General features: G+C 65.0%; 30 protein-coding genes and 1 pseudogene. 11 read left to right on the forward strand and 20 right to left on the reverse strand.

What is annotated here, in order from left to right; genetic code table 11:
• Nucleotides 1-232: transposase-like zinc-binding domain-containing protein (locus BMX17_RS16165; RefSeq protein WP_139203513.1), on the reverse strand; the 232-nt coding region annotated here is incomplete at its 3' end.
• Nucleotides 233-952: 720 nt separating this feature from the next.
• On the opposite strand from BMX17_RS16165, the gene BMX17_RS16170 reads away from it, so the two are divergent.
• A complete protein-coding gene (locus BMX17_RS16170) occupies nt 953-1840 on the forward strand; it encodes a universal stress protein (RefSeq protein ID WP_092661963.1) in 888 nt (295 codons plus the stop codon).
• A gap of 1 nt (nt 1841) precedes the next feature.
• Here BMX17_RS16170 and BMX17_RS16175 read toward each other — a convergent pair whose 3' ends face one another.
• Nucleotides 1842-3104, reverse strand: a complete 1263-nt coding sequence (locus tag BMX17_RS16175; RefSeq protein WP_092661965.1) for a M20 family metallopeptidase — start codon at nt 3102-3104, stop codon at nt 1842-1844.
• 8 nt (nt 3105-3112) lie between these two features.
• Nucleotides 3113-3334, reverse strand: a complete 222-nt coding sequence (locus BMX17_RS16180) for a YgaP family membrane protein (RefSeq protein ID WP_092661967.1) — start codon at nt 3332-3334, stop codon at nt 3113-3115.
• A gap of 190 nt (nt 3335-3524) precedes the next feature.
• On the opposite strand from BMX17_RS16180, the gene trxA reads away from it, so the two are divergent.
• A complete protein-coding gene (gene trxA, locus BMX17_RS16185) occupies nt 3525-3929 on the forward strand; it encodes a thioredoxin (protein ID WP_092661969.1) in 405 nt (134 codons plus the stop codon).
• A gap of 16 nt (nt 3930-3945) precedes the next feature.
• Here the strand turns inward: trxA and BMX17_RS16190 are convergent, their stop codons facing one another.
• Complete coding sequence (locus BMX17_RS16190) at nt 3946-4488, reverse strand: DUF1684 domain-containing protein (protein ID WP_092661971.1); 543 nt, start codon at nt 4486-4488, stop codon at nt 3946-3948.
• A 192-nt stretch (nt 4489-4680) separates the two neighbouring features.
• Between BMX17_RS16190 and BMX17_RS16195 the strand changes: the two genes are divergently transcribed.
• The 3 genes from BMX17_RS16195 to BMX17_RS16205 are packed head-to-tail and all read left to right on the forward strand — an operon-like array spanning nt 4681 to nt 6939.
• Nucleotides 4681-6078 (forward strand): FAD-dependent oxidoreductase, encoded by a 1398-nt coding sequence (locus BMX17_RS16195; RefSeq protein WP_092661973.1) that lies wholly within the window; start codon nt 4681-4683, stop codon nt 6076-6078.
• Nucleotides 6075-6296, forward strand: a complete 222-nt coding sequence (locus BMX17_RS16200; RefSeq protein WP_092661975.1) for a hypothetical protein — start codon at nt 6075-6077, stop codon at nt 6294-6296. The genes BMX17_RS16195 and BMX17_RS16200 overlap by 4 nt, the downstream gene beginning before the upstream one ends.
• Before the next feature lies 1 nt (nt 6297).
• On the forward strand, nt 6298-6939 hold the full coding sequence (locus BMX17_RS16205; protein ID WP_092661977.1) for a class I SAM-dependent methyltransferase: 642 nt from the start codon (nt 6298-6300) through the stop codon (nt 6937-6939).
• A 23-nt stretch (nt 6940-6962) separates the two neighbouring features.
• On the opposite strand, the gene BMX17_RS16210 is transcribed toward BMX17_RS16205, so the two are convergent.
• The 7 genes from BMX17_RS16210 to BMX17_RS16240 all read right to left on the reverse strand — a co-directional run bounded on the left by BMX17_RS16210 (nt 6963) and on the right by BMX17_RS16240 (nt 11009).
• Nucleotides 6963-7649 carry a helical membrane plugin domain-containing protein gene (locus tag BMX17_RS16210; protein WP_092661979.1) on the reverse strand — a complete coding sequence of 229 codons (687 nt, stop codon included), beginning with the start codon at nt 7647-7649 and terminating at the stop codon, nt 6963-6965.
• Between the two features lie 10 nt (nt 7650-7659).
• Nucleotides 7660-8802 (reverse strand): NAD(P)/FAD-dependent oxidoreductase, encoded by a 1143-nt coding sequence (locus tag BMX17_RS16215; protein ID WP_092661981.1) that lies wholly within the window; start codon nt 8800-8802, stop codon nt 7660-7662.
• A gap of 19 nt (nt 8803-8821) precedes the next feature.
• Nucleotides 8822-9064: a sulfurtransferase TusA family protein gene (locus tag BMX17_RS16220; RefSeq protein ID WP_092661983.1), complete on the reverse strand. Its 243-nt coding sequence runs from the start codon at nt 9062-9064 to the stop codon at nt 8822-8824.
• A gap of 39 nt (nt 9065-9103) precedes the next feature.
• Entirely contained in the window at nt 9104-9502 is a 399-nt protein-coding gene (locus BMX17_RS16225; RefSeq protein WP_092661985.1) for a DsrE/DsrF/DrsH-like family protein, read from the reverse strand.
• A gap of 137 nt (nt 9503-9639) precedes the next feature.
• On the reverse strand, nt 9640-10032 hold the full coding sequence (locus BMX17_RS16230) for a helix-turn-helix domain-containing protein (RefSeq protein ID WP_170845453.1): 393 nt from the start codon (nt 10030-10032) through the stop codon (nt 9640-9642).
• Nucleotides 10033-10155: 123 nt separating this feature from the next.
• Entirely contained in the window at nt 10156-10755 is a 600-nt protein-coding gene (locus BMX17_RS16235) for a DsrE/DsrF/DrsH-like family protein (protein WP_092661989.1), read from the reverse strand.
• Nucleotides 10752-11009 (reverse strand): sulfurtransferase TusA family protein, encoded by a 258-nt coding sequence (locus BMX17_RS16240; RefSeq protein WP_092661991.1) that lies wholly within the window; start codon nt 11007-11009, stop codon nt 10752-10754. Before BMX17_RS16240 ends, BMX17_RS16235 begins: the two co-directional genes overlap by 4 nt.
• Nucleotides 11010-11256: 247 nt before the next feature.
• Here BMX17_RS16240 and BMX17_RS16245 point away from each other — a divergent pair, with 247 nt between their 5' ends.
• The 6 genes and pseudogenes from BMX17_RS16245 (at nt 11257) to BMX17_RS16270 (ending at nt 15929) form a co-directional block, all read left to right on the forward strand.
• Nucleotides 11257-11730 (forward strand): YeeE/YedE family protein, encoded by a 474-nt coding sequence (locus BMX17_RS16245; RefSeq protein ID WP_092661993.1) that lies wholly within the window; start codon nt 11257-11259, stop codon nt 11728-11730.
• The gene (locus tag BMX17_RS16250; RefSeq protein WP_092661995.1) at nt 11727-12185 is read left to right on the forward strand and encodes a DUF6691 family protein; all 459 of its coding nucleotides are present in this window, start codon (nt 11727-11729) and stop codon (nt 12183-12185) included. Before BMX17_RS16245 ends, BMX17_RS16250 begins: the two co-directional genes overlap by 4 nt.
• Before the next feature lie 245 nt (nt 12186-12430).
• Nucleotides 12431-12574: pseudogene (locus BMX17_RS16255) on the forward strand (DUF7512 family protein); the annotation flags it as partial.
• Nucleotides 12575-12639: 65 nt separating this feature from the next.
• Nucleotides 12640-13683, forward strand: a complete 1044-nt coding sequence (locus tag BMX17_RS16260; protein ID WP_394327913.1) for a sulfite exporter TauE/SafE family protein — start codon at nt 12640-12642, stop codon at nt 13681-13683.
• Nucleotides 13684-13859: 176 nt separating this feature from the next.
• Nucleotides 13860-15053 (forward strand): MBL fold metallo-hydrolase, encoded by a 1194-nt coding sequence (locus tag BMX17_RS16265; protein ID WP_092661999.1) that lies wholly within the window; start codon nt 13860-13862, stop codon nt 15051-15053.
• 99 nt (nt 15054-15152) lie between these two features.
• A complete protein-coding gene (locus BMX17_RS16270) occupies nt 15153-15929 on the forward strand; it encodes a DUF2270 domain-containing protein (RefSeq protein ID WP_092662001.1) in 777 nt (258 codons plus the stop codon).
• On the opposite strand, the gene BMX17_RS16275 is transcribed toward BMX17_RS16270, so the two are convergent.
• From BMX17_RS16275 to BMX17_RS16310, 9 genes are all read right to left on the reverse strand, one after another.
• Nucleotides 15930-16778 carry a universal stress protein gene (locus BMX17_RS16275; protein WP_092662003.1) on the reverse strand — a complete coding sequence of 283 codons (849 nt, stop codon included), beginning with the start codon at nt 16776-16778 and terminating at the stop codon, nt 15930-15932. It abuts the gene before it with no gap.
• 148 nt (nt 16779-16926) lie between these two features.
• A complete protein-coding gene (locus BMX17_RS16280) occupies nt 16927-17319 on the reverse strand; it encodes a winged helix-turn-helix domain-containing protein (RefSeq protein WP_092662005.1) in 393 nt (130 codons plus the stop codon).
• A 105-nt stretch (nt 17320-17424) separates the two neighbouring features.
• The gene (locus BMX17_RS16285) at nt 17425-18060 is read right to left on the reverse strand and encodes a helix-turn-helix domain-containing protein (RefSeq protein ID WP_092662007.1); all 636 of its coding nucleotides are present in this window, start codon (nt 18058-18060) and stop codon (nt 17425-17427) included.
• A gap of 41 nt (nt 18061-18101) precedes the next feature.
• The gene (locus BMX17_RS16290) at nt 18102-18473 is read right to left on the reverse strand and encodes a truncated hemoglobin (RefSeq protein WP_092662009.1); all 372 of its coding nucleotides are present in this window, start codon (nt 18471-18473) and stop codon (nt 18102-18104) included.
• 68 nt (nt 18474-18541) lie between these two features.
• The gene (locus tag BMX17_RS16295; RefSeq protein ID WP_092662011.1) at nt 18542-20110 is read right to left on the reverse strand and encodes an ABC1 kinase family protein; all 1569 of its coding nucleotides are present in this window, start codon (nt 20108-20110) and stop codon (nt 18542-18544) included.
• 142 nt (nt 20111-20252) lie between these two features.
• The gene (locus BMX17_RS16300; RefSeq protein ID WP_092662013.1) at nt 20253-20474 is read right to left on the reverse strand and encodes a DUF7511 domain-containing protein; all 222 of its coding nucleotides are present in this window, start codon (nt 20472-20474) and stop codon (nt 20253-20255) included.
• Nucleotides 20475-20586: 112 nt separating this feature from the next.
• Nucleotides 20587-21048, reverse strand: a complete 462-nt coding sequence (locus tag BMX17_RS16305; protein ID WP_092662015.1) for a pyridoxamine 5'-phosphate oxidase family protein — start codon at nt 21046-21048, stop codon at nt 20587-20589.
• Nucleotides 21049-21125: 77 nt separating this feature from the next.
• On the reverse strand, nt 21126-21284 hold the full coding sequence (locus tag BMX17_RS26225; RefSeq protein WP_170845441.1) for a DUF7560 family zinc ribbon protein: 159 nt from the start codon (nt 21282-21284) through the stop codon (nt 21126-21128).
• A 106-nt stretch (nt 21285-21390) separates the two neighbouring features.
• Nucleotides 21391-21807, reverse strand: coding sequence for a universal stress protein (locus tag BMX17_RS16310; RefSeq protein WP_092662018.1), 417 nt, complete (start codon nt 21805-21807; stop codon nt 21391-21393).
• Between the last annotated feature and the right edge of the window lie 4 nt (nt 21808-21811).

Consider the following 21811-nt stretch of genomic DNA (forward strand, 5'->3'; position numbering starts at 1 on the left):
TGAAGTACCATTCTTTCAGCGAGAGCTTCGAATGAGCAAATATCGTGCCGGTCTTGTCGTTGAACGTCCGGCCGCAATTCTTACACAGATACCGCTGATACTCCCGATAGCTGCCGTTTCTGACCGTCAGGTCAGAACGGCAGCGGGGGCACTCAACGCCATCACACCAGCGAACCTGCTGCAACAGGTCCGCTGCAGCCGATTCCGACACGAACCGGCTTATTGGGAACATATCGGGCACCGCTGGCGCGGTGCCCTTGCCCTCTTCGACATTCAGCCGCAGCTCTCGCTATCAACAATCTCCTTCGCAAGAGCGTTCCAATATAAATGTTAGAGTGACGCTTCTCAACCCAAGATCAGGCTGTCGAACATCGTAGATCGATAGTTCCATTTCATCGACCGGCGGTGGCATCGGTGTCGGAGTTGGCGTCTCCTCGTTTTGTCCACCGGATTGGTCTGTGCACCCAGCAAATCCTGCAATTCCAACTCCACAAATTGACTTAAATACTGCACGCCGTTTCATGTGTATATACGATCATTTCTGTATTAATAAGAGTATGCCATCAGACGGCGATACCGTTCCGATACTCGTCAACAGTGATATTCGGAGCGGGATTTTCCGCAGGTGAACCATCGACTGTTTGGAGACTGATCAGCGGCCGTTCCGCTCGCGGAATCGGCCGAAACCACGCATCACTGAACCGCTGTACTCGCTGTCGTCTCATCCCCTGGCGGAGAATTTGATATAGCAATACATGGTTTACAAGTCGGCGCTCGGACGCTGGTTGTGGGATATTACTTCAGAATAGAGTAAACTATGTCGTGTATTTCCGACTATTCTCGCCCATAGCGGTGCGATTCGGGCCGCGAGTCGGGCGACAGTTCGCGGTACCGGCGGATGAAAACTGTACCGTCGCTTTTTGTACTCCCGAGATGTAGCGTCATCGAAGGGATGTACGAGCGGATTCTCATACCGACGGACGGAAGCGACCACGCAATACGTGCAGCCGAACACGCGATGGCGCTCGCACGGGCGTTCGATGCGTCGGTGCGTGTGATCGGGGTCGTCGATATACAGGATTCTGCGGGGCCGTTCAACGCGGGCGGCGTCGACGATGCGTTCGTCGAGACGCTGCATTCACAGGCCAGTGAATCGATCGAGGCTGTCGAGGCACTCACGGACCAGCGAGTGGAGACGGATATCATCGAAGGGACGCCCGCGAACTGCATCGCCGACGACGCCGCGGAATTCGACGCAGACCTGATCGTGATGGGGACCCACGGCCGAACGGGCGTCCATCGTTACGTGGTCGGAAGCGTGACCGAGCGAGTCGTCCGGCTCGCCGACGCACCCGTGCTGACGGCCAGGGCTGGTGTCGAGCTCGGCCCTGCTGGAGGCTGTGACGACGTGTTGATCCCGACTGACGGGAGCGACCTGGCGAGTGTCGCCGTCGAGCACGGGATCGCGATCGCCGAACAGTTCGACGCTCGGGTTCACGCCGTCTCGATCGTCGACGTGGGTGACCTCGCGATGCGGGTCGAGTACACACCACCGACCGAGGCGCTCGAACGGGTCCGCGACCAACGGACCGAGGCGACCGAGGCAATCGCCGACCGGGCGCGTGAAGCCGGGCTCGAGGTACGAACTGCGGTCCGTGAGGGGTTCCCCGCGGAGGACCTGATCGAGTATGCGGACGAGGAAGGTATCGATCTACTCGCGATGGGGACGCACGGTCGGACCGGTCTGAATCGGTTCCTCCTGGGGAGTACCACCGAGCGGATCATCCGGCACGCCGACGCACCAGTCCTCGCGGTGAACGCCCGCGAACGGGACGACTGACCTACTCGCCGCCGGCTCCGGCGAGTCGGTACGGAAGCGTCGCGTAGACGAGCGCGTTGTCCCGGAGCGCGTCGACGGTGGTGTACTCGTCGACGGCGTGGACGGTGTCCGTCCCGAGTCCGAACTCGACGGTCGGGATACCGGCGTTCCGCAGTTTTTTCGCGTCACCGCCACCCGTCGCGCTCCGGCGGAAGATCCGGTCGCCGGTCACGGCTCCCGCCGCCTCGGTCACGGCCGTGACCAGCGGACTGTCGAGTGACTCGTACGTCCCGACGCTCCAGGACACGTCCTCGATACGGATTCCCTCACAGTCCGCCGCACAGTCCCGGATTCCCCGGAGCACGTCGCGTGTCTGGACGCCCGCAGTCAGTCGAATGTCGAGCCGGGCGGTCGCCGACGCCGGGACGCTGTTGACGCTGTCGCCGCCCTCGATACTTCCGAGGTTGATCGTCGGATACGCGAACAGGTCACGTGCCGTGGCTTCGCCCAGCGTCGGCGCGTAATACTCGACGGACTCCGAGACGATGGCTTCGATCTCGGGGGCTAACTCGAACTGCTCTGTCCCGAACTCCCGGCGGATGCGCTCGACGGCGTCGTAAAGCCGGTCGATAGCGTTCACCCCGAGTACCGGTCGCGACCCGTGTGCGGCGGTGCCGTCGGCAGTTAGCGTCAGCCACACGCTCCCCTTGTCCGCGACGGTCACGGAGTGTCGGCCGCGCTCGCAGGTCGTCTCCCCGATCACGCACCAGTTGGCGTCGAGTCGGCCGCTGTCGACCAGTGTCGGCAACCCCGGCGCGCCGGCGATCTCCTCGTCGCTCACGAACGCGAACTGGAGCGTTACCGGCGGTCTCGTCCCGGTCTGGACGTAGGCCGAAGCCACCGTCAGCAGAGCCGCGAGCGCGCCCTTCATGTCGGTCGCGCCGCGGCCGTAGATTCGATCCCCGGCCCGTTCGCCGAGCGGATCGTGGTCCCACGCCGCCGCGTTGTAGGGTACCGTATCGAAGTGCCCGTTGTACAGCAGTGTCCGGTCCGAAGCACCAGGAATCGTCGCCAACAGGTTCGGCTTGGCGGGATCGGCGACGACCCGCTCGGTCTCGACCCCGAGCGCCGCGAACCGCTCTTCGACGGCGTCCGCGATGGCACGGGTGTCCCCGGGAGGGTTCGTCGTGTCGAACGACAGCAGGGTTAGCAGCCGGTCGACGCTCTCGTCCACCCGACGCTCGACGGCGTCCGTCAGCGCCTCCGGCGGTCGGTCAGCCGCCATCCCGTCGGTCAGCGCTCCGTGTCACACGTGTCGATCCCGGCACCAGCGTAGATCGGACACCGCTGGGTCGTGCCGGTGACGACCAGTACGACACCGATCAGGGCGATGACCGCACCGGCCGCGACTCCCGCCGTCCAGTACCCGCCCACGGCAGCCACACCTGCGATCGCGACCAATGCGCCGAGCGCGATCCGCACTGTCCGGTCCAGACTCCCGACGTTTCGATCCATACACCACCCTACGGACCGAACGGTATTGTATATTGTGGGTATTATACACAACGTAGAATCGATCAGATGCGATCCATGGATCACGATCACTTGCGAGCGATGTCCGTCAGAATCTGGCGGTCCCGCGCCCACCCAGTATTGTGGAGTTGCCACAAAACAACTAAGTAGTGCCAGGGCGTATCGTACGGTGATGAGCGAGAACCGATCCATCGACGACATCAAGGAAGAGAAGATCGAGGAACTGCGCGAGTCGGCCGACGGGAGCGCCAACGGGTCGCCGTCCGAACCGGTTCACATCGGGTCGCCCGGCGACCTCTCGGAGACCGTCGACGAGAACGATGTGGTCCTCGTGGACTTCTACGCGGACTGGTGTGGTCCCTGCAAGATGCTCGAACCGACCGTCGAGGAACTCGCGGCCGAGACGGACGCGGCCGTCGCGAAGGTCGACGTGGACCGGAATCAGCAACTCGCCGGCCAGTACGGCGTCCAGGGCGTCCCCATGCTCTTGCTGTTCGCCGACGGCGAACCCGTCGAGAAGATGGTCGGCGTCCAGAGCAAGGACGACCTCGCCGGCCTGATCGACGCGCACAACTAGGCGGCCGTCGCCGGCCCTAGTAGTTCTTTTCGCCCGCTTCGATCGGCACCGCTAGCCAGTTCTCCGTCGGCGGGAGCGGACACTCGTATCGATCCGAGTACGCACAGGTCGGGTTGTACGCCTCGTTGAAATCGAGGATCCAGGTTCCCCGATCGGTCCGGTGCTGATCGGGTTCGAGGTCGATGTACCGGCCCGCGCCGTATGTCGCCTCGCCGCTGGTCGCGTCGCGGAACGGCACCCAGAGCCGATCCTCCTCCGGATCCCCTTTGTAGGCAGTCACGGTGACTGGCTCACCGTCGATTTCGACGGTGAACTCGCCCCACGCGAGATACTCCTGTTCGCCGTCCGTACTGGTCCCGACGACGACTCGCTCGGGCTCGTCGTAGGCCTCGAGTTCCACCTCGAACCGGTAAGCAGGGTCGACCGGGAAGTAGTCCAGCCCGTCGAAGTCCGCCCGCTCGTCCTCCGGGATCGGTGACCGCGGGTCCTCCCCGAAATACCGGTCTTTCTGGCGTCGCTGTGCCTCGATGTCGTCGATCCAGTCCTCGGCGGTCGCCATAATCGCAGTTTTGTTCTATACAGACAAAAGCGCGTCGCCCGACACCACCGTGTGACGCTATCTTACCGTCTCCGGGAACGATTCGCCGGTCGAAGTGCGGTGGTTCGGACGCGATACGCACTGCGAGGTGCCACTACTGGTATTGTAAAATAAACGCAATACTTTATTAGCGGGGCGGTCGTAGTTTCGTGTATGACAGCACCAGTAGTCGTGGTCGGCGGTGACGCGGCGGGGATGAGTGCCGCGAGCAAGTTCAAACGCGACGCGCCGGACCGGGAGCTCGTCGTGTTCGAGCGCGGCCAGTGGGTGTCCTACGGTGCGTGTGGCCTGCCCTACTACGTGAAGGGGGCGGTCGAGACGCTCGAGGACCTCGTCTCGGTGACGCCCGAGGAGTTCGTCGAGGAGCGAGACATCGATCTCCGAACGAACCACGAAGTGACGGCCATCGACCGTGACGACCGGACGGTGACCGTGGAGGGGCCCGACGGCGAGTTCGAGCAGTCCTACAGCGACCTGCTGGTCGCGACGGGGGCTCGTGCCGTCGAACCGCCGCTGGACGGAATGGACAAGGACGGCGTGTTCACCCTCCACAGCATGGGTGCGGGGGCCGACATCAGGCGGGCGCTGGGCGTCGAGACGCCCTCGGTGGACTCCCGCGAGGCCGCGGCCGACTACGCCGACGCCGAGTCCCCCGAGTCGGTCGGTATCATCGGCGGCGGCTACGTCGGCATCGAGATGGCCGAGGCGTTCGCCGAGCGCGGCCTCGACGTGCACCTCTTCGAGATGTTGCCCCACACGCTCCAGCCGTTCGGGGCCGAGGCGGCCGCCACCGTCGAGGACCACCTCCGCGAGGAGGGGATCGACCTCCATCTGGACACGGCGGTGGAGGGTATCCGTGGCGACGAGCGCGTCTCCGCCATCGCCGCGGGCGATGCAGACGTCCCCGTCGACCTCGCGCTGGTCGGCGTCGGCGTCGCGCCGAACACGGACCTCGCCGAGGACGCGGGCATCGAAGTCGGGGAGACTGGTGCCATCGCGACCGACGAGTACGGACGGACGAACGACGACCACGTCTACGCCGCCGGCGACTGCGCCGAGGCGACCCACGTCGTGACGGGCGAGCCCGATCACGTCCCGCTCGCGCTGACCGCCAACCGCGCCGGCCGCGCCATCGGGCAGACGCTCGCTGGCGACCCGACGCCGGTCGGCGAGATCGCCGGCACGGCCGCGGTGAAGGCCTTCGACCTCGAAGTCGCCCGCACCGGGCTGATCGACGAGGAGCGGGCCACTGAGGCCGGCTTCGACCCCGTCTCCGTGACGATCACCGCGCCGTCGCGTGCCCACTACTACCCCGGCGGCTCCGCGATCGAAATCACGATCCTCGGGGACCGCGAGAGCGGCCGCGTTCTCGGTGCGAGCATGGTCGGCCGCGAGGGCGTCGCCAAGCGCATCGACACCGTCGCCGCGGCGCTGCACGCGGAGATGACGGCCCACCAGCTCTCCTATCTCGATCTGGCGTACGCGCCTCCGTTCAGCCCGGTGTGGGATCCTGTCCTCACTGCCGCGAAGGTCCTGGAGGGCAAACTGTGAGCGGCGCGCTCACGGCTTTCGAGCGACGGTTACTGAACGAACTCGCCGAGGGAGAACGACCGCCCGCTGCGCTGGCCGTCGCACTCGACACCGACCTCGTGGCCGTCCTGGAAACCACGGCCGAACTGCAGGCTCGGGGCCTCGTGGAACGGCAGGGGTTCGACACCTGCCGGCTGACCGACCGTGGGCGTGAACACCTCGCGGAACGGCCCGTCTGAGATGCCTGTCGTCACCCCCTTCGAGGAACACACCGACCGGTACGACCGCTGGTTCGAGCGCCACGATGCCGCCTACGAGTCGGAACTGGCGGCCGTCCGAGACGCGTTACCGTCTGTCTCGGCCGAGGCGGTCGTCGAGATCGGCGTCGGGAGCGGCAAGTTCGCGGCCCCGCTCGACATCGGTCTCGGCGTCGACCCCTCGCGCGCGATGCTCGACCGGGCGCGCGAGCGGGGCGTCACCACGATCCAGGGCGTCGCGGAGGCAGTCCCGTTACGGGACGACAGCGTGGCCGCCGCGGCTCTCGTGACGACGATCTGTTTCGTCGACGACGTGGCGCGGACGCTGGCCGAGGCCCGCCGTGTCCTCGTTCCGGGCGGTACGCTCGCGATCGGGTTCGTCGACCGCAAGAGCCCACTGGGGGAACGGTACCGGGAGAACCAGGGTTCGAACCCCTTCTACCGCGACGCGACGTTCGTGGCGGTGCCGGACTTGCTCGACGCGATGGGGAACGCCGGCTTCGTGGATCTCGGGACGGTCCAGACGCTGTTCGGCGAGCCGGCCAGCATGGACGAGCCCGACCCAGTCGCGTCCGGGTGGGGCGACGGCTCGTTCGTCGTCGTCAGCGGCCGGGTGCCGGACTGACCCCGGCGACGGAAAAAGCAGGCTCAGTCTTCGCGCAAGTCACGCCCGAGCGCACGAGCGACGGCGAGCAGGAAACCCATACCCGACTGTACGTCCGGGTCCCGCAACGCCCTGACCGTTCCGACGACGCCCGGCGGCTCCGGCGGCTGATCGCCGGCCTCGCCGACCGCCTCCAGGACTGATTCCAGCGAGCCGGCGACATCCTCGTCGGCGGCTGTGTCCGCGAGTTCGCCCAGGCGCGACCCGGTCGCGGTCAGGTTCTGGACCATCTCGTCGTCCATCGCCGCCGTCAACAGCGAGAGGGTGTCCGCCAGTGCGAGCACGTCGTCGAGCGTTCCCGACCGCTGGAGCCTGGCCAGCGTCTCGATGGCCTCGGCCAGCTCGCCCGCGTTCTCGCCGGCCGCTTCCCCGAGTTGGGCCGCCTCGGGCGTCGCCAGTCCGTCCGCGGCCGCGCCGAGGTTCGTGCCGGTCGCCGCCAGGTTCTGGACCATCTCGTCGTCCATCGCCGACGTGGCGACGGCCGTCCCGTCCAGCAGGTCGTTGACCTCCCCGAGGTTGTCGAGAAAGCGCGCGACCTCCTCGGGATGCTCGGCGACAGCCTCACGGACTTCCGGCGGGAGGTCGCCACCGGCGTCTGTCGTCGCGGTGTCGCCGTCCGCGTCGGCTGGCGACTCGTCCGCTCCGGCCTCGTCTTCCTGTTGTTCTGCCATGATTGTCACCTCACAGGAGTCCCCTGGCGGTGAGCCAGTAGGACTCGTTGTAGCCGAGTTTCGCCCAGTGGACGGGTTTGGACGGTTCGCGCACCGTGGGCGTGGACCCGTACTCGAACTCGACGAAGGTCGCCTCGTCCATCCCGCTCTCGATGAAACAGACGGTCTTGCCGTCGTAGGTCGCGGTCGGGGTCTGACCGCGCGTTCGGCTGGCGATCCGGTCGGCGACCGCGCCGGCCTCGTAGTGAGCGACGCTTCCGGCCTTGCTCGTCGGTACGTCCGCGAGGTCGCCCAGCACGTACACGTCCTCGGCGTGGTCGGATTCGAGCGTGTGTTTGTCCACGTCGGCCCAGCCGTCGTCCCCGAGGCCGGCCTCGGTCACGAGGTCGCTCCCCTTGTGGGGCGGAATCCCCACCAGCAGGTCGTAGTCGAGTTCCTTGCCCTCCATCGAGTGGAGGACGCCGTCCTCGGGGTCGACCTCGTCGGCGTTGAAGAACGTCTCGACGTTGATGTCCCGCTCTTCGAAGGCCTCGCTGGCCCAGTCGGCGACGTTCTGGATCGCGTGGGCCCGCTGGATCGGGTAGGTGTAGGTGATCTCCACGTCCTCGCGCAGGCCGCGCTCGCGGAACCAGGCGTCTGCCATCATGACGAACTCGACGGGAGCCGCCGGACACATATGGGGCGTGCCGATCACCGAGAGGACCAGATGGCCCTCCGTGAACTCGGCCATCTCGTCGCGGAGCGCGTCCGCGCCGTCGGGCCCGTAGAAGTGATGGCCGCCTTCGGCGAGACCCGGCAGTTCCTCGGGGACGAGCTGTGCGCCCAGCGCCAGCGCCAGCTGGTCGTAGGCCATCGACCCGCCGTCCCGGAGCGACAGGCGCTTGCCGTCGGTGTCGATCCCCGTGACGCGGTCGATCTCGATGTCGACCGCGCGGTCGACGAGATCCGAGAGGGGGCGTTTCGCGTCCTCGACCGTCTTCTTCCCGAATGGGACGTAGAGGAACGTGGGCTTGTACACGTGGTCTGGGTCGTCGGAGACGAGCGTGACCCGGGCGTCACCGCGCTCGATCTCCGGGCCGAGTTTCTCGGCTAACCGGTTTGCGAGCACGGTGCCGCCCGTGCCGCCGCCGACGACGACGATGTGTTCTGTCATGATTTGGTGTGTGGACCGCTCAGTTGGTCTCGACGTACATGCTCCAGTAGTCGTCGTGGTCGACGACCTCGAGCAGGTCGTGGCCGGCCTCGTCCAGCCACTCCGGCACGTCGCTTTTCGATCCGTCGTCCGAGGTCTGTAGTTCGATGACTGTGCCCGGGTCGGACTCCTTGACCTTGCCGATGAGGTCCATCAGCGGACCGGGGCAGGTTGCACCGCGGGAGTCGACCGTCACGTCGGGTTCGTGTTCTGTTTCGCTCATTGTTGTGTTTGTGTTGTGGTGTATTCGAAGGGCCGATGCTCAGACGAAGACGACCTGTTTGTCCTGGGCTCGGTTCAGGAAGCCCGAGACGCCCAGCGACTCGTCGAATACGTCGACGTAGTCGTCCAGATCCTGGCCCATCAGATCCATCGCCATCTCGCAGGCGTACAGGTTCAGCGGGCCGATCTCTTTGGCCTGTGCGAACTGTTCGGTGAACAGCGGAACGTCCATGTCCTCGGCCTCCAGCATCCGTTCGCCGACGGGTCCGACCTCGAAATCGCCGGATTCGACCGTCTCTTTCTCGAAGGGGAGGAGCCCCTCCATCGTGGCGAACACCTCGACGGGCACGTCGGACGCCGCGGCGACGGACGCGATGGTGCTGACCGCCTGGACGCGGGACAACTCCCTGGACGCGAGGACGATTGCGTAGCCTGTCATTGGTACAGGTATAGCTACGAGGTCCAGGTAGATAATAATGTGCTCAATTCCCAATACCCGATAATACCAGATACGAGAGAGAGGGGGAGACGGAGGCTCGGTGCGGGTGGGTCAGAAAGCTGGTGCGCCGTGGTCGGTCACATCTCCGAGGGGGCCTGGGGAGCCACCTCGTCGCCGTACTTCGTGCGGAACTCCTGGATGAGGGTTCCGATCTGTGCGTACCAGTCGTTGAGCAGTCGCTGCATATCGTCGGCGACTTCTTCGGGGTCCGCCGGGTAGTAGACGTGGTAGTAGCCGCCCTGTTCGTAGTTGACCTGTTCCTTCTGGACGAGGCCGGTCTGGAGAAGGCGCTGGATCGACCGATAGGCTGTCGACCGCTCGCGCTCGACCCGCTCGGCGATCTCGTCGACCGTCAGCCGTTCGTCGCTCTCCGCGAGCGTCTCGAAACACTCCCTGTCCAGGTCCTTGAGGCCGTGGAGACACTCCAGAAGTCCCTCACACTTCATATCCTGGCGCAACATCTCCGCCATCGAGTCTGGCATATGTGTAATTAGCTGCCGTGGCGCTAAAAGAGTTATGTATGGACCATACAACACTCCGCGGCGGGGCAGACGGGCGCGTGTGGTGGTGTCGGAGCCCAAAATTCGGGCCGGTCAGACCAGCAGTTGGATGTCGGCGTCGGCCATCTCCTCGAGGGCCGTCGCGGCACCCACGCCGACGGTCACGTCGTCGTAGAAGTCGTCCTCGTCGTAGTCCATCAGTTCGATGGTCATCTGACAGGCCTGCATCTCGACGCCCATGTCGAAACAGGTGTCCAGCAACTCGTCGATGCTGGCGGTGTCGTTGTCGTCGATCCGCTTTCGCATCATCTTCGTCGTCACGCGGTCCATCCCCGGGAGCGACGCGATGGCGTTCGGGACGGGCATATTCGGGTTCCCGACCGAACTCATCTGGAGGTCCTGGGAGTGTTCCTCGTGAAGGATGTCAAGTCCCCAGAACGTGTGGAACACGGTCACGTCCCACCCGAAGGCGGCGGCCGTCGACGCGAGGATCAACGGGGGATAGGCCATGTCCAGCGTTCCCTTGGTCGCGATGATGACCATCGACTTCTGGCCGTCGTCGACCTCGGTCTCGACGGCAGCCAGCTCGTCTTCGAGTTCGTCCACGCGTGCGCGCAACTCCTCGAGCTCGGCCGCATCGATGTCCAGTTCCGGACCGTCGGCCTCGGCGGTTTCGTCTGTCTCCGTACTCATTCCTCCACCTGCACGTAGTGGACGAAGACGTTCTCACCGCCCTCCTCACGTTCCTCCTGATCGAGCAGGGTCACACCGCTGGTGCCGTCGGCCCAGCCGTCGAGGTCGCTCATACTGCCCGAGTCCGTCGCGACGACCTCCAGCACGTCGCCGTCGCCGAGGTCGTCGACCGCCTGCTTGGTCTTCACGACCGGCATCGGGCAAGAGAGTCCTTTCACGTCCAGCGTGTCGGTTACGTCTGCTTCGTAGCTCATGTTGTGTCCTCGGCGTACAATACTATGCCCGGCCTTGATAATTGTGTCGGTTACAGTCACTACTACACTGCCGACCGACACGCGAACCCCCATCTGAAGTCCTATTGGGGCTCTCTCGCCCAAACAGTATTGTACAAATGGTGGATTGCTATGCAAATCCTTTTGGCCGAGCAGACGGTACGGACGGGTGAGACATGACCGACAAGAGATCCGATAGGCCAGTCCGCACGGGCGGGGTGACCCGTCCATGATCGGTGCGGAGCTGTTTCCCAACGGCATCGCGCGGTACCTGATCGGTGGGTTGTTCATCGGCGGCGGCGCGTCGCTGATCTACCTCTCGACCGGCATCATCGCGGGTGCGAGTACGTTCCTCGAGTCGACGCTCTCGTACGTCTCGAGCGTCCCGCGGTTCAATCGACTCCCCTACGTGACCTCGCGGGACTGGCGCGTCGTGTTCACGCTCGGGATCGTCCTCGGTGCCGGCGTCTACGCCGTCGTCTGGCAGGGCGGCGCCTGGACGACCGACGTACAGTGGTGGCGGCTGCTCGGCGGCGGCATCCTCGTCGGCGTCGGTACCCGCCTCGGGAAGGGTTGTACGTCCGGCCACGGGGTCTGTGGTGTCGGCTCGCTCTCGTCGACCTCGATCGTGAACGTCGCGACGTTCATGGCCGTCGCCATCGGGACCGCCCAGCTGGTGCAGGCCCTGGGGGTGTCGCCATGAGCGACCGCGGCCCCGCGTTCTACCTGTCCATCCTCGTCGGCGGCCTGATCTTCGGGTTCGGGCTCGCCTACAGCCACATGGCCCGCCCGGAGATCGTCTTGGATTTCCTCCAGTTCGAGGACCTCGGCCTGCTGTTCGTGATGGGCGGGGCGGCCGTGGTGACCGCGATCGTCTTCACCGTCGCGACGAACTTCCTCGACGACGCCCCGCTCACCGGTGAGGAGTACGTTCGCCGAGTGAAGTCCTTCGACCGCAACGTCGTCGTCGGCGGTGTCGTCTTCGGCGCTGGCTGGGGGCTCTCCGGGATCTGTCCCGGCGCTGCCTACGCGAGCGTCGGAATCGGCAACTGGCCCATCCTCTGGGCCGTGGCCGGAATGTTCCTCGGCGCGTACGCGCAAGGCCGCCTCCGCTCGCGGCTGACCGACTCGAACGCCGGTCCCGCCACCGCCGACTGAGCTCCGTTTCTTCGACTCCGTCACCGCGCGCGACACCACCGTCCGCGCGATCGATCCACACTGATCCCATAACGACGGCTCGATCACCCGCCGGTAGTTACTCGTAACTTATCCATCGGTATCGGTCGGTTATGGCGATATAGTATTGTGCACTAGACCCAAAACCGTTATTTACCCGCTCCGACTACGAACGTCTGTGCAGAATTTCAACGTCGATGCAAGACTAACGGCACAGGTGAGTTCCGATGTTCGGAATTGAGACCCTCAGCGGGAACGCGCAGGCAGCGGTCCTCGTCGGCATCGTCCTGCTCGAGGCGCTGGTGCTGTACGTCGGGTACGGCGGCCTGGAGACGTGGCTGGGCCCACGGTTCAGGCGCGTCCTCGAAGGGCGGTGTGCGGTACTGGACGCGTTGTTCATGCGCTGTCAGGCCACGGAGAACGGAGGTGTCGATAGATGATGGAACTGTTCGGTGTCAGCGCCACGCTGCTGGCGACGTTCACAGGGTTCGGCCTGCTGATCGGGATCCTGTTCGGATTCTTCGGGATGGGTGGGTCGTTCCTGGTGACGCCGGCGTTGCTGGTGATGGGTTACGAGCCCAACGTCGCGGTCGGGTCCGGGCTGGCGTTCGTGTTCGGGACCTCGGTGATCGCGACGCTGAAACACCGGGATCTGGGCCAGGTCGACTACAAGCTCGGCGTGCTGATGATCGCCGGGACCACCGCGGGCATCGAGGTCGGCAAGCTCGGGCTGGAGTACCTCCAGCACATCGGGCTGGCCGGCTCGGTCGTCAGCGTCGCCTACGTCCTGTTGCTCGGTGGCATCGGGGCGTTCGTGACGCGTGAAGCGTTGAAAGGCGGCGACGACGACGGCGGGCTGGAACACGACGTCGACGAGGACGCCGACCTCGAGGACGCCGACATCCCCGACATTGCCCAGAAGATCCAGTCCTACCGGATCCCGCCGATGATGTCCCTGCGGGGCGGGTTCAAAGTCTCGCTGTGGATGATCCTGGCGGTGGCGTTCGCGACGGGCCTGCTGTCGGGATTCCTGGGCGTCGGTGGCGGGTTCATCCGGATGCCGGCGCTGTTCTACCTGATCGGTGTCCCGGTGCCGGTGGCGGTCGGGACCGACCTGTTCGAGATCGTCTTCTCGGGCGGGATCGGGTCGTTCCTCTACGCCCAGTCGGGCGCGGTCGATCTGAGCATCGTCGTGCCGTTGCTGGCCGGGAGCGCGCTCGGCGCGCGCCTCGGCGCGGCCGCGACGAGTCTGGTCGAGGAGGACGACATCAAGGTCTACTTCGGTGTCATGCTGTTGCTGGGCGCGATCGCCGTGGCCATCCGCGAGGTCGGCAACGCGATCCAGATGCCCGTCCTCGACACCGTCAGCCTCGTGATCATCCTCGGCGCGGCGCTGCTGGTTAGCGGGGCCGTCTCCTACAGCGCCGTCCGCGAACTCCGCGAGGAGGCCGAGCCTGCCACGAGTCCCGCTGCCGACTGAACGCTACTTACCGTCGACCGACAGTATTTCTACTTCTTACAATACAGCCTCTCCGTAGCAACAGGTATCGACCCCCGAGAACGTTCAGATCTGTGTGAAACTCCGGTCGAAGGAACAGAGTATTGCACAACATACGCAAGATATATGGGCATCGCTCTCCAACAGGTGAGTGTAACATGGACGCCGAAGACTTTCCGACGCCGGACGTTCCGGTCGACGAGATCGAACCGAGCGAACTCAAAGAGCAGATCGACGCGGGCGAGTCGGTGACGATCCTCGACGCCCGGATGGAGAGTGACTTCGAGGAGTGGCACGTCGACGGGGATTCCGTCGAGATCGCCAACGTTCCGTACTTCCACTTCCTCGACGAGGAGGTCGACGAGGATCTGCTCGATCGGGTTCCCGAGGGCGATCCGCTTGTCGTCCTCTGTGCGAAAGGTGGCGCGAGCGAGTACGTCGCCGGCCGGCTGGCCGAGGCCGGCCGTGACGTGGTCCACCTCGAAGAGGGGATGAACGGCTGGGCCCGGATCTACGAACGCGAGCCGGTCACCCGTTACGACGGACCCGGCGACCTCTACCAGTACCAGCGCCCCTCCAGTGGCTGTCTGGGCTACCTGCTCGTCGACGACGGCGAGGCGGCCGTGGTCGACCCGCTCCGGGCGTTCACCGACCGCTACCTCGACGACGCGGCCGACCTCGACGCCGAGTTGACCTACGCCTTCGATACGCACATCCACGCCGACCACATCAGCGGCGTGCGCGCACTCGACGAACGCGGCGTCACGGGCGTCATCCCCGAGGCGGCCCGCCAGCGCGGCGTGACCTACATCGACGACCTCGAGAGCGCAGCGGACGGCGACGTCTACGAGGTCGGCGCGGCCACCGTCGAGACGATCCATACGCCCGGCCACACCAGCGGCATGACGTCCTACCTGCTCGGTGAGAGCCTGCTCGCAACGGGCGATGGCCTGTTCATCGAGAGCGTCGCCCGTCCGGACCTCGAAGAGGGCGACGAGGGCGCGCCCGACGCCGCGCGCCAGCTCTACGAGACGCTGCAGACGAAGGTCCTGCCGCTGTCCGACGACGTGCTGATCGGCGGCGCACACTTTAGCGACGCCGCCGAGCCCGCCGACGACGGCACCTACACCGCCCCGATCGGCCAGCTCGAAGACGAGATGGACGCGCTCACGATGGACGAAGACGCGTTCGTCGACCTGATCCTCTCGGATATGCCGCCCCGCCCGGCCAACTACGAGGACATCATCGCGACGAACCTCGGCAAGCAGTCGGCCGACGACGAGGAAGCTTTCGAGCTCGAACTCGGCCCCAACAACTGCGCCGCCAGCCAGGACGCCCTGACCGGCGACTAACTCGACGCGCGAATCGACACCTGTTTTTTCACGCGCTGTCGACGGTACTGATATCAGTGACCAACAGTCACCGTTTTACGCCGTACCTGGGGGGACAGTATGAGCGACGGTGAGGAACCGTCCGGCGACGACCCGAACGAGACCGAGGCGAACCGCGATCCCGACCCCGGGCCCGAAACTGATCGCACCACACCGGGCCCTACCGAATCGCTGGACCCCCGTGTCGGCGAGGGGCTGCTGGACCGTGACATGGGACCAAGCGGGGCCATGGCACACCTCTACCGTGGTGAGATCCACCGGATGAAACTGTGGCGCGAGCGCCTGGACAAGACCACCAACTGGGCGGTCCTGCTGATCGCGGCGGTGTTGACGTGGGCGTTCTCCAGCGAGGCCAATCCCCACTACGTCATCCTCGTCGGCCACGCCGCGGTCGTGATGTTCCTGTTCATCGAGGCACGGCGCTACCGGGCATACGACGTGTGGCGCTCCCGCGTGCGAAAGCTCCAGGAACACGTCTGGGCCGTCGGTCTCGACCCGAACCAGGACCTCGATGACGAGGACTGGCGCGAGCGGCTGGCCGAGGACTATCGCACGCCCAGACTGAAGATCTCCACCGAGGAGGCCATCGCCCACCGGCTCCGGCGGGTCTACTTCCCGCTTTTCACCGTGTTGAACGGGGCGTGGCTGCTCCGGGTGACCGCCTTCGCCGGCACGGACTGGCCCGCGAGCGCGGCGGTCGGGACGATCTCCGGCACCATCGTCACCGGTGTCGTCGCGGTGCTGTACCTCGGCGCGCTCGTGATCTGCTGTCGGCCACGGACCTGGCATACCCGCGGCGAACTGCTCGACGAGGACCTCAGACAGAACGGCGACTGATCAGCGGACGCGCGTCGGCGGCACTAGAAGGACGTTCGAGGTCGCCTGTGCCGTGATGTCCTCCGAGACGCTCCCGAGCAAGAGCCGCCGCATCGGACTCTTCCCGCGTGCCCCCAGCAGGATCGTCGTCGGGTCGAACTCGGCTTCGGCCGCCAGTATCTCGTCGGTCGCGACACCCTCACGAACCTGTGCCTGCGCGTCGATACCCCGTGCCCGAAGGTCGTCGGCGAGTGCTTCCAGTCGCTCCTCGGCGTCGTCGACGGTGTCGCTCCCGGGTCGCCGGGCCGGTGGCGCGACGTGGACCAGCAGTGCCTCCTGCGTCGCGGTCTGGAGCCGGTCGAACTGGTCGAACGCGCGCTCGGCGTTCTCCGAGAAGTCCGTCGCGTAGAGGACCCGCTGGAAGAGGTGTTCGTCGGCGACCTCGTGGTCGTCGTCCTGCTCGACGATCCGCTGGACCAGCAGCGGCCGGACCGACGTTCGAGCCACGTCCCGTGCGGTCCCGCCGATCAACCGTTGTTCGAGGGGGCTCTGTCCCCGGGAGCCCACGATCACGAGGTCGGCGTCGATCCGGTCGGCCAGCCCGTTGATCCGTCGGTGGGGCGTCCCGCGCACGACGTGAGTCTGGACCTCGAAACCCTCGCGTTCGAGGATGTTTCGCTGTCGGTCGAGCGCGTTTCGCGTTCGCTGGCTCACGTCGCTTCCCGGCATCCCGGCCGTGACGTTCGGACTCGTGACGGTGACGAGATCGATCGCGTCGATCCCGTACCGTCCGAGACACTCCAGACAGGTCCGGTCCCCGATCGCCGCCTCGATCGCGTCTGACAGGTCGGTTGCATATACTGCGCGCATATCTCGACGTACGACGGCTGCAGTAATTAGTATTGTGGGTATTTTGCAATATGTACAAAAAAGATTCTACGAGACACGCCCTGGCGTATCGTGACAACCGAAAATACAGTGGGGGAGAACGGCGGAGGCGGCGAGTCGCCCGCTGTGATTACCGCTCGCTGGCGGGTCGGGTGCGCTGGGTGACTTCGAGGCCCATCTCCCCGCTCGTACCCAGCGACACGATCACGTCCTCGACGGTGCGGACGTACTCGCTGCTGTGTTTGCCGGTCGTGCAGAGGCGGGTACGCTCTTCGAGCAGTCCCGCGTCGGTCAGCAGTTCGAGTTTGCGATAGGTCGTCGAGAGCGGCAGATCACAGGCCTCGGACACTTCGTTCGCCGAGAGAGCGTCTTCGCTGGTCGCCTCCAGGATGGCACGGCAGTCGGCGTCGTCGAGCGCGTCGAGGACGTGCTGGATCTCCTCGACACCTTCGACGGTGGTCACGTCGTTGGCTGTGTTGTCGGCGAACTTCACGGACGAACCGGCGGACGGTGACTGACTCATACTATTTACAACACGGTCGAGAGGGAGGAACTGATAGCCCCAGTATCCGGGCAGGTTTATACGTGGGTCGAATTCGTTCGGATCTCACTTCAGGTGTGGTCGCCCTCAGAGCAGATCCCCGAGCAGTTTCGTCTCGGCCGCCGAGAGGTGTTCGCGAAGGGTCGAGGGGTTGATGTCCAGTTCGTCGGCGATCTCCGTCGCGTTGGCGCGTCGCGGGTTCTCGAAGTAGCCCATGTCGTGGGCGGCCTCAAGCACTTCCAGTTGGCGGTCGGTGAGTTTGCTGCGATCGACGAGGACGGAATCCTCGGCGGTCTCGCCGGCCGGAGCTCGGACGAACCGCTTGATGTCCACGTCGGGGTATCGCTCGCGGAGTTCCCCGACGACTGTCTGGAGTTCGTCGTAATCCGCCGCGTGGAACACGACCGTCAGGCACCCGTCGCGGGCGACGTACCGGGTCACTGGACAACCGAACTGGCCCAAACACTCACAGGGACAGCTGACCCCGTCGTCGTGCTCGATCCGGTAGCGCTGGGTCGATCCGTGGGCGAACACCGGCGTGAGATCCTCCTCGGGTTCGTACTCCGCGTCGATCGAGAACTCCGTCGCACCCTGAACGTCCCCGGACGGACGAACGCTCCGTGCCACCGAATCGACCGTCGCCTCCGCGGCGGTAGCGTGGTCGACGATCGGGCAGATATCCGGTGTGGAAAACTCGACCGTCGCTCGTATCCCGGACGACATCGGTGCTTGACGTTTCCCGGCAAGTCACTTCAGTGTACAGGTCACTCGGAGGGTTCGGCCAGTAATTCTTCCTCGTACGCGGCGACAGCCTCGACGACCGCCTCGGCGTCGTCGTCGGGCACGTCGAACGTGTCGAGGCTCTCTCGAAGCAACGCGACCGCCCGCTCGATGTCCGCCGGTTCGAAGGGAACGTGCAGATGAGCTTCCCGCACTGGCTCCGCATCGTACGTCTCCGGCCCACCGGCGGCCTCACAGAGGAAATCCGTCTGCGTCCGGCGTAGGCGCTCCATATTTGCGCCCTCGAAGAACGGTCCCAGCCGTTCGTCGGCGACGAGTCGGTCGTAGAAGTCGTCGACGACCGCCCGAATACCGTCCCGGCCGCCCAGTCGCTCGTACAGTGTCGTCTCGGACATATTCGGCCGTTCGGTGCTCCCGGGAGAAAAAACGAGGCCGTGTTCTCATTCCCTGGCAACGGGGCCGATCAGGTAACCCGCCGCGCAACCAGATACGTCACCAGGAAGACGGCACTCAGACCGCCGACGACGGTCGCGTACGCGCCGTGCTGGAACGTCAGTACCGACGCCGTGACGGCGAGTGCGCCCGCCAGGACGGCGTATCCGAGGTGTTGATCGCCGCGTTTTCGGCCGTCCGCTGGCTCGGTCCGGACGACGAGTTCGCCGCGTTCGAGCCGATCCAGCGATCGGTCGAGCCTCGCCGGCAGTCGCGTGAGCGCGGGCAGTGATCGCTGGGCGTCGGTCCAGGCCTCCTCGACCATCCCTTCGAGTTCCCGTTCGATGAACCCCTGTTCGACGAGGAACCGGCGGATGACCACCAGAAAGTCGAACTCCGGATCGAGCTGGCGACAGACGCCCTCGCCGACGGTGCCGACACGCACGAGCAACATGACGTCCGGCGGAATCCGGAACGGGAAGTCCTGCAACATCGTCGTCAATTCGGTGATGATCGCCCGCCAGGTAATCTCCGACCGGCCTTCGAGGTTCTCGATGACCAGTTCCAGCACGCGCCCGACCTCGGCGCGGTCGACGTCCGGTTCCAACACGTCCAGCGCGACCAGCGCGTCGGTCAGTTCGTGTACGTCCCGCCTGACGAGCGCGCGATAGAGATCGACGATGTCTCCCCGGACGCCCTCGGGGAGCCGCTCGCTCATGCCGAAGTCATAAATCAACAGCGCGCCCGTCTCCGTGACCGCGAGGTTCCCGGGGTGTGGATCGGCGTGGAACACGCCGTCGACTAGCCCCATCTCCAGATACACCGTCGCGATGCGCTCGGCCATCTCGTGTGGCGTCACGTCGAGGCCTGCGAACGCGTCCTCGTCGGTGATCTTGCGGCCGGTCAGGTAGTCCATCGCCAGGATTCGCTCCGAGGACAGTTCCTCGTAGGCCGCCGGGATAACGACGCGCTCGTCGTCGACGAAGTTCGAGCGCACGTCAGCCATGACCCGTCGCTCCCGCTCGAAGTCGAGTTCGTCGAGGATGATCTCCTCGAAGTCGTCGGCGGCGTTACGTATGGAGTACTCCTGGCGCTCGTCGACGAACACGCTGATTACCGGCACCAGCGCCCGGACCACTCGAAGGTCGCGCTCGATGATGGGTTTCAGTCCCGGGCGGCGGACCTTCAGCGCGATCCGGTCGCCCTCGTACGCGACCGTGTAGACGTACGCGAGCGAGCCGCCTGCGACGGTCTCCAACGTCGAGAGATCGAGGTCTCCGTCGAGTTCGTCTTCGACCACCGCACGCGGGTCACCGCCGGCGTCCTCGGGTATCTCGTCTTGAAGTGTGGCGAACACGTCCGCGTAGACTGGCGGGACGATGTCGGGACGCGTCGAGAGCACCTGGCCGATTTTGACGAACGCCGGCCCGAGTTCGAGCATCGCATCCCGCATCCGTTCGGCACGACGCCGGTGGGTCGCCTCGTCGAGTCGTCTCGGCCCACCGAACAACAGGAACCGACGCCGGTCCCGGAGGAAGGCGACAGCGAACGGCAGAAACCGAAACACGACGGCTAGATACCGGCGGAAGAACCCGGTCATCGCTTTCTTCGACACGTCTCGTGTCTCAGTCGACAGTTCATACCGTCAGGTTCGAGTGACCGACTCATATCTGTGGGGGAAGTATCGAATCCCGGGCATCGGCAAGGTCACGTGCCACCCAGCTGGCTACCTGGCGCGATGCCTAACGCATCCGTTCGAGGCTCACGAACGATCCCTCATGGGCGGTGATCCAGGAGGTCATCAGTTCGATCCCGCTCGCATCGGCCGGATAGAGGGTACACTCGGCCGGCTGGTCGCGGGAGACGACGATTTCGGCCGCGATCGGCACGGCGTCCGACGCGTCGTCTGCGGGGATCGGGAGCGATGCCTCGTCTCGAACGTCGTCGGTCGTGTGTGTACTCATCGTGATTTCCCTCCTGGCCGCGTGGCTCGTTCGAACGGACGGTCGACCCGTGAATAATCCCCCAGTGAACTTCCCGCAGACTGAGAAGTCGGCGAAGATCGATCGGCCGCGCTCACGACGAGTCGAGTGCCTCGTCGACGTCGACGTGTCGCCCACTCAGTTCGTCGGGAACGAGCTGGTACAGCTGAATGTCGAGGTCATCTTTGGACTCGCCCCAGATCTCGAAGAGTGGACGTTTCGCTTCACCGTATTGTTCGATGTGTTCGACGGTCAACTCCGACCGTGGTATCTCTTCGAGCCTGCCGACTGCGACGACGCTCCGATAGACGCCCTGTTCGTTCTCGTAGACGACCAGGCGCACCTGTGGTGTCGAACCCAGAAACTGCCGTTTCTCACTGCCAGGAGCTGAGACGAGTCGAAGATAGAACCGCCGTTCGTCGCTGTCGTACCCATACGAGATCGGGATCGCGTACGGCTCGTCGTCACGAGCCAGTGAGAGGACGCCGGTCTCGTGGCGGGCGAGGACTGCATCGGTTTCGTCCGCCGACAACGATGTCTGCTGATCCAGAGCCATTTGTTCGCACCCCCAATACAGCGGTGCCCAATTAATACTTGTCCGTCCTGCGACGCGAGAGCCGACCGGAGTAGGGCTCATCCCTCCGCGGCAGACGACGAGAACACCGCGTTCGTCACGCTCGCCCCGCAGACCACACAGCCGTTCTCCACGAGCGCGTCCCGCATCGACCCGTTCACCGAGATGGACTCGTCACACTCCGGGCAGGCGAAGGTGTAGTCCGGACCAGTGGCCATGATACCTCGTCCTACGCCGCGACCTGATAAAGACGATGCCCTTCCTCCAACGCTGTGAGAACAGCCACGGGAAACCGGAGCCGAATCGGTGTCGACCGACCCGGTTTCAGGCGAGCTGTACTGGCCGGTCACATCGATCGACGACTCTGTTGGCGACGCTCCCGATGTGGTGCCCGGTCTGTGACTGCCCGTGTTTGCCCAGCAGTGTCAGATCGGCGTCGATCTCGTCGGCGTACGCGACGATCTCGTCGTGTGGTTCACCGTGACAGGTCTTTGTCACGACCTCTACGTCCATCGTGTCCGCCTGTTCGGCGATCTCGGCCAGCTGTTCGTGCGCACGATCCTCGAGTTCTTCGAGTACCAGTTCCGTACTCGACAGGGCTGGCTCCCCGTATCGACCCGTATCGACGACCGAGATGACGTGGACGACGGCGTCGTATCTGGACCCGAGACTCAATGCGTGTTCGACCCCCCGATTCGCCGGAGCGCTTCCGTCAGTTGCAGCGAGTATTACGTCGTACATGATT

The organism is Halorientalis persicus (genome assembly GCF_900110215.1).
GTDB lineage: Archaea > Halobacteriota > Halobacteria > Halobacteriales > Haloarculaceae > Halorientalis > Halorientalis persica.

Excerpts from the sequence above, each read along its gene's own strand:
- BMX17_RS16225 (WP_092661985.1), bottom strand. The coding sequence starts at position 9,502 with ATGACAGGCTACGCAATCGTCCTCGCGTCCAGGGAGTTGTCCCGCGTC.
- BMX17_RS16275 (WP_092662003.1), bottom strand. The coding sequence starts at position 16,778 with ATGCGCGCAGTATATGCAACCGACCTGTCAGACGCGATCGAGGCGGCG.
- BMX17_RS16310 (WP_092662018.1), bottom strand. The coding sequence starts at position 21,807 with ATGTACGACGTAATACTCGCTGCAACTGACGGAAGCGCTCCGGCGAAT.
- BMX17_RS16245 (WP_092661993.1), top strand. The coding sequence starts at position 11,257 with ATGATCGGTGCGGAGCTGTTTCCCAACGGCATCGCGCGGTACCTGATC.
- BMX17_RS16305 (WP_092662015.1), bottom strand. The coding sequence starts at position 21,048 with ATGGCTCTGGATCAGCAGACATCGTTGTCGGCGGACGAAACCGATGCA.
- BMX17_RS16180 (WP_092661967.1), bottom strand. The coding sequence starts at position 3,334 with ATGGATCGAAACGTCGGGAGTCTGGACCGGACAGTGCGGATCGCGCTC.
- BMX17_RS16215 (WP_092661981.1), bottom strand. The coding sequence starts at position 8,802 with ATGACAGAACACATCGTCGTCGTCGGCGGCGGCACGGGCGGCACCGTG.
- BMX17_RS26225 (WP_170845441.1), bottom strand. The coding sequence starts at position 21,284 with ATGGCCACTGGTCCGGACTACACCTTCGCCTGCCCGGAGTGTGACGAG.
- BMX17_RS16170 (WP_092661963.1), top strand. The coding sequence starts at position 953 with ATGTACGAGCGGATTCTCATACCGACGGACGGAAGCGACCACGCAATA.
- BMX17_RS16270 (WP_092662001.1), top strand. The coding sequence starts at position 15,153 with ATGAGCGACGGTGAGGAACCGTCCGGCGACGACCCGAACGAGACCGAG.
- BMX17_RS16190 (WP_092661971.1), bottom strand. The coding sequence starts at position 4,488 with ATGGCGACCGCCGAGGACTGGATCGACGACATCGAGGCACAGCGACGC.
- trxA (WP_092661969.1), top strand. The coding sequence starts at position 3,525 with ATGAGCGAGAACCGATCCATCGACGACATCAAGGAAGAGAAGATCGAG.
- BMX17_RS16300 (WP_092662013.1), bottom strand. The coding sequence starts at position 20,474 with ATGAGTACACACACGACCGACGACGTTCGAGACGAGGCATCGCTCCCG.
- BMX17_RS16195 (WP_092661973.1), top strand. The coding sequence starts at position 4,681 with ATGACAGCACCAGTAGTCGTGGTCGGCGGTGACGCGGCGGGGATGAGT.
- BMX17_RS16205 (WP_092661977.1), top strand. The coding sequence starts at position 6,298 with ATGCCTGTCGTCACCCCCTTCGAGGAACACACCGACCGGTACGACCGC.
- BMX17_RS16285 (WP_092662007.1), bottom strand. The coding sequence starts at position 18,060 with ATGTCGTCCGGGATACGAGCGACGGTCGAGTTTTCCACACCGGATATC.
- BMX17_RS16235 (WP_092661989.1), bottom strand. The coding sequence starts at position 10,755 with ATGAGTACGGAGACAGACGAAACCGCCGAGGCCGACGGTCCGGAACTG.
- BMX17_RS16265 (WP_092661999.1), top strand. The coding sequence starts at position 13,860 with ATGGACGCCGAAGACTTTCCGACGCCGGACGTTCCGGTCGACGAGATC.
- BMX17_RS16290 (WP_092662009.1), bottom strand. The coding sequence starts at position 18,473 with ATGTCCGAGACGACACTGTACGAGCGACTGGGCGGCCGGGACGGTATT.
- BMX17_RS16260 (WP_394327913.1), top strand. The coding sequence starts at position 12,640 with ATGATGGAACTGTTCGGTGTCAGCGCCACGCTGCTGGCGACGTTCACA.
- BMX17_RS16175 (WP_092661965.1), bottom strand. The coding sequence starts at position 3,104 with ATGGCGGCTGACCGACCGCCGGAGGCGCTGACGGACGCCGTCGAGCGT.
- BMX17_RS16240 (WP_092661991.1), bottom strand. The coding sequence starts at position 11,009 with ATGAGCTACGAAGCAGACGTAACCGACACGCTGGACGTGAAAGGACTC.
- BMX17_RS16230 (WP_170845453.1), bottom strand. The coding sequence starts at position 10,032 with ATGGCGGAGATGTTGCGCCAGGATATGAAGTGTGAGGGACTTCTGGAG.
- BMX17_RS16250 (WP_092661995.1), top strand. The coding sequence starts at position 11,727 with ATGAGCGACCGCGGCCCCGCGTTCTACCTGTCCATCCTCGTCGGCGGC.
- BMX17_RS16220 (WP_092661983.1), bottom strand. The coding sequence starts at position 9,064 with ATGAGCGAAACAGAACACGAACCCGACGTGACGGTCGACTCCCGCGGT.
- BMX17_RS16295 (WP_092662011.1), bottom strand. The coding sequence starts at position 20,110 with ATGACCGGGTTCTTCCGCCGGTATCTAGCCGTCGTGTTTCGGTTTCTG.
- BMX17_RS16280 (WP_092662005.1), bottom strand. The coding sequence starts at position 17,319 with ATGAGTCAGTCACCGTCCGCCGGTTCGTCCGTGAAGTTCGCCGACAAC.
- BMX17_RS16210 (WP_092661979.1), bottom strand. The coding sequence starts at position 7,649 with ATGGCAGAACAACAGGAAGACGAGGCCGGAGCGGACGAGTCGCCAGCC.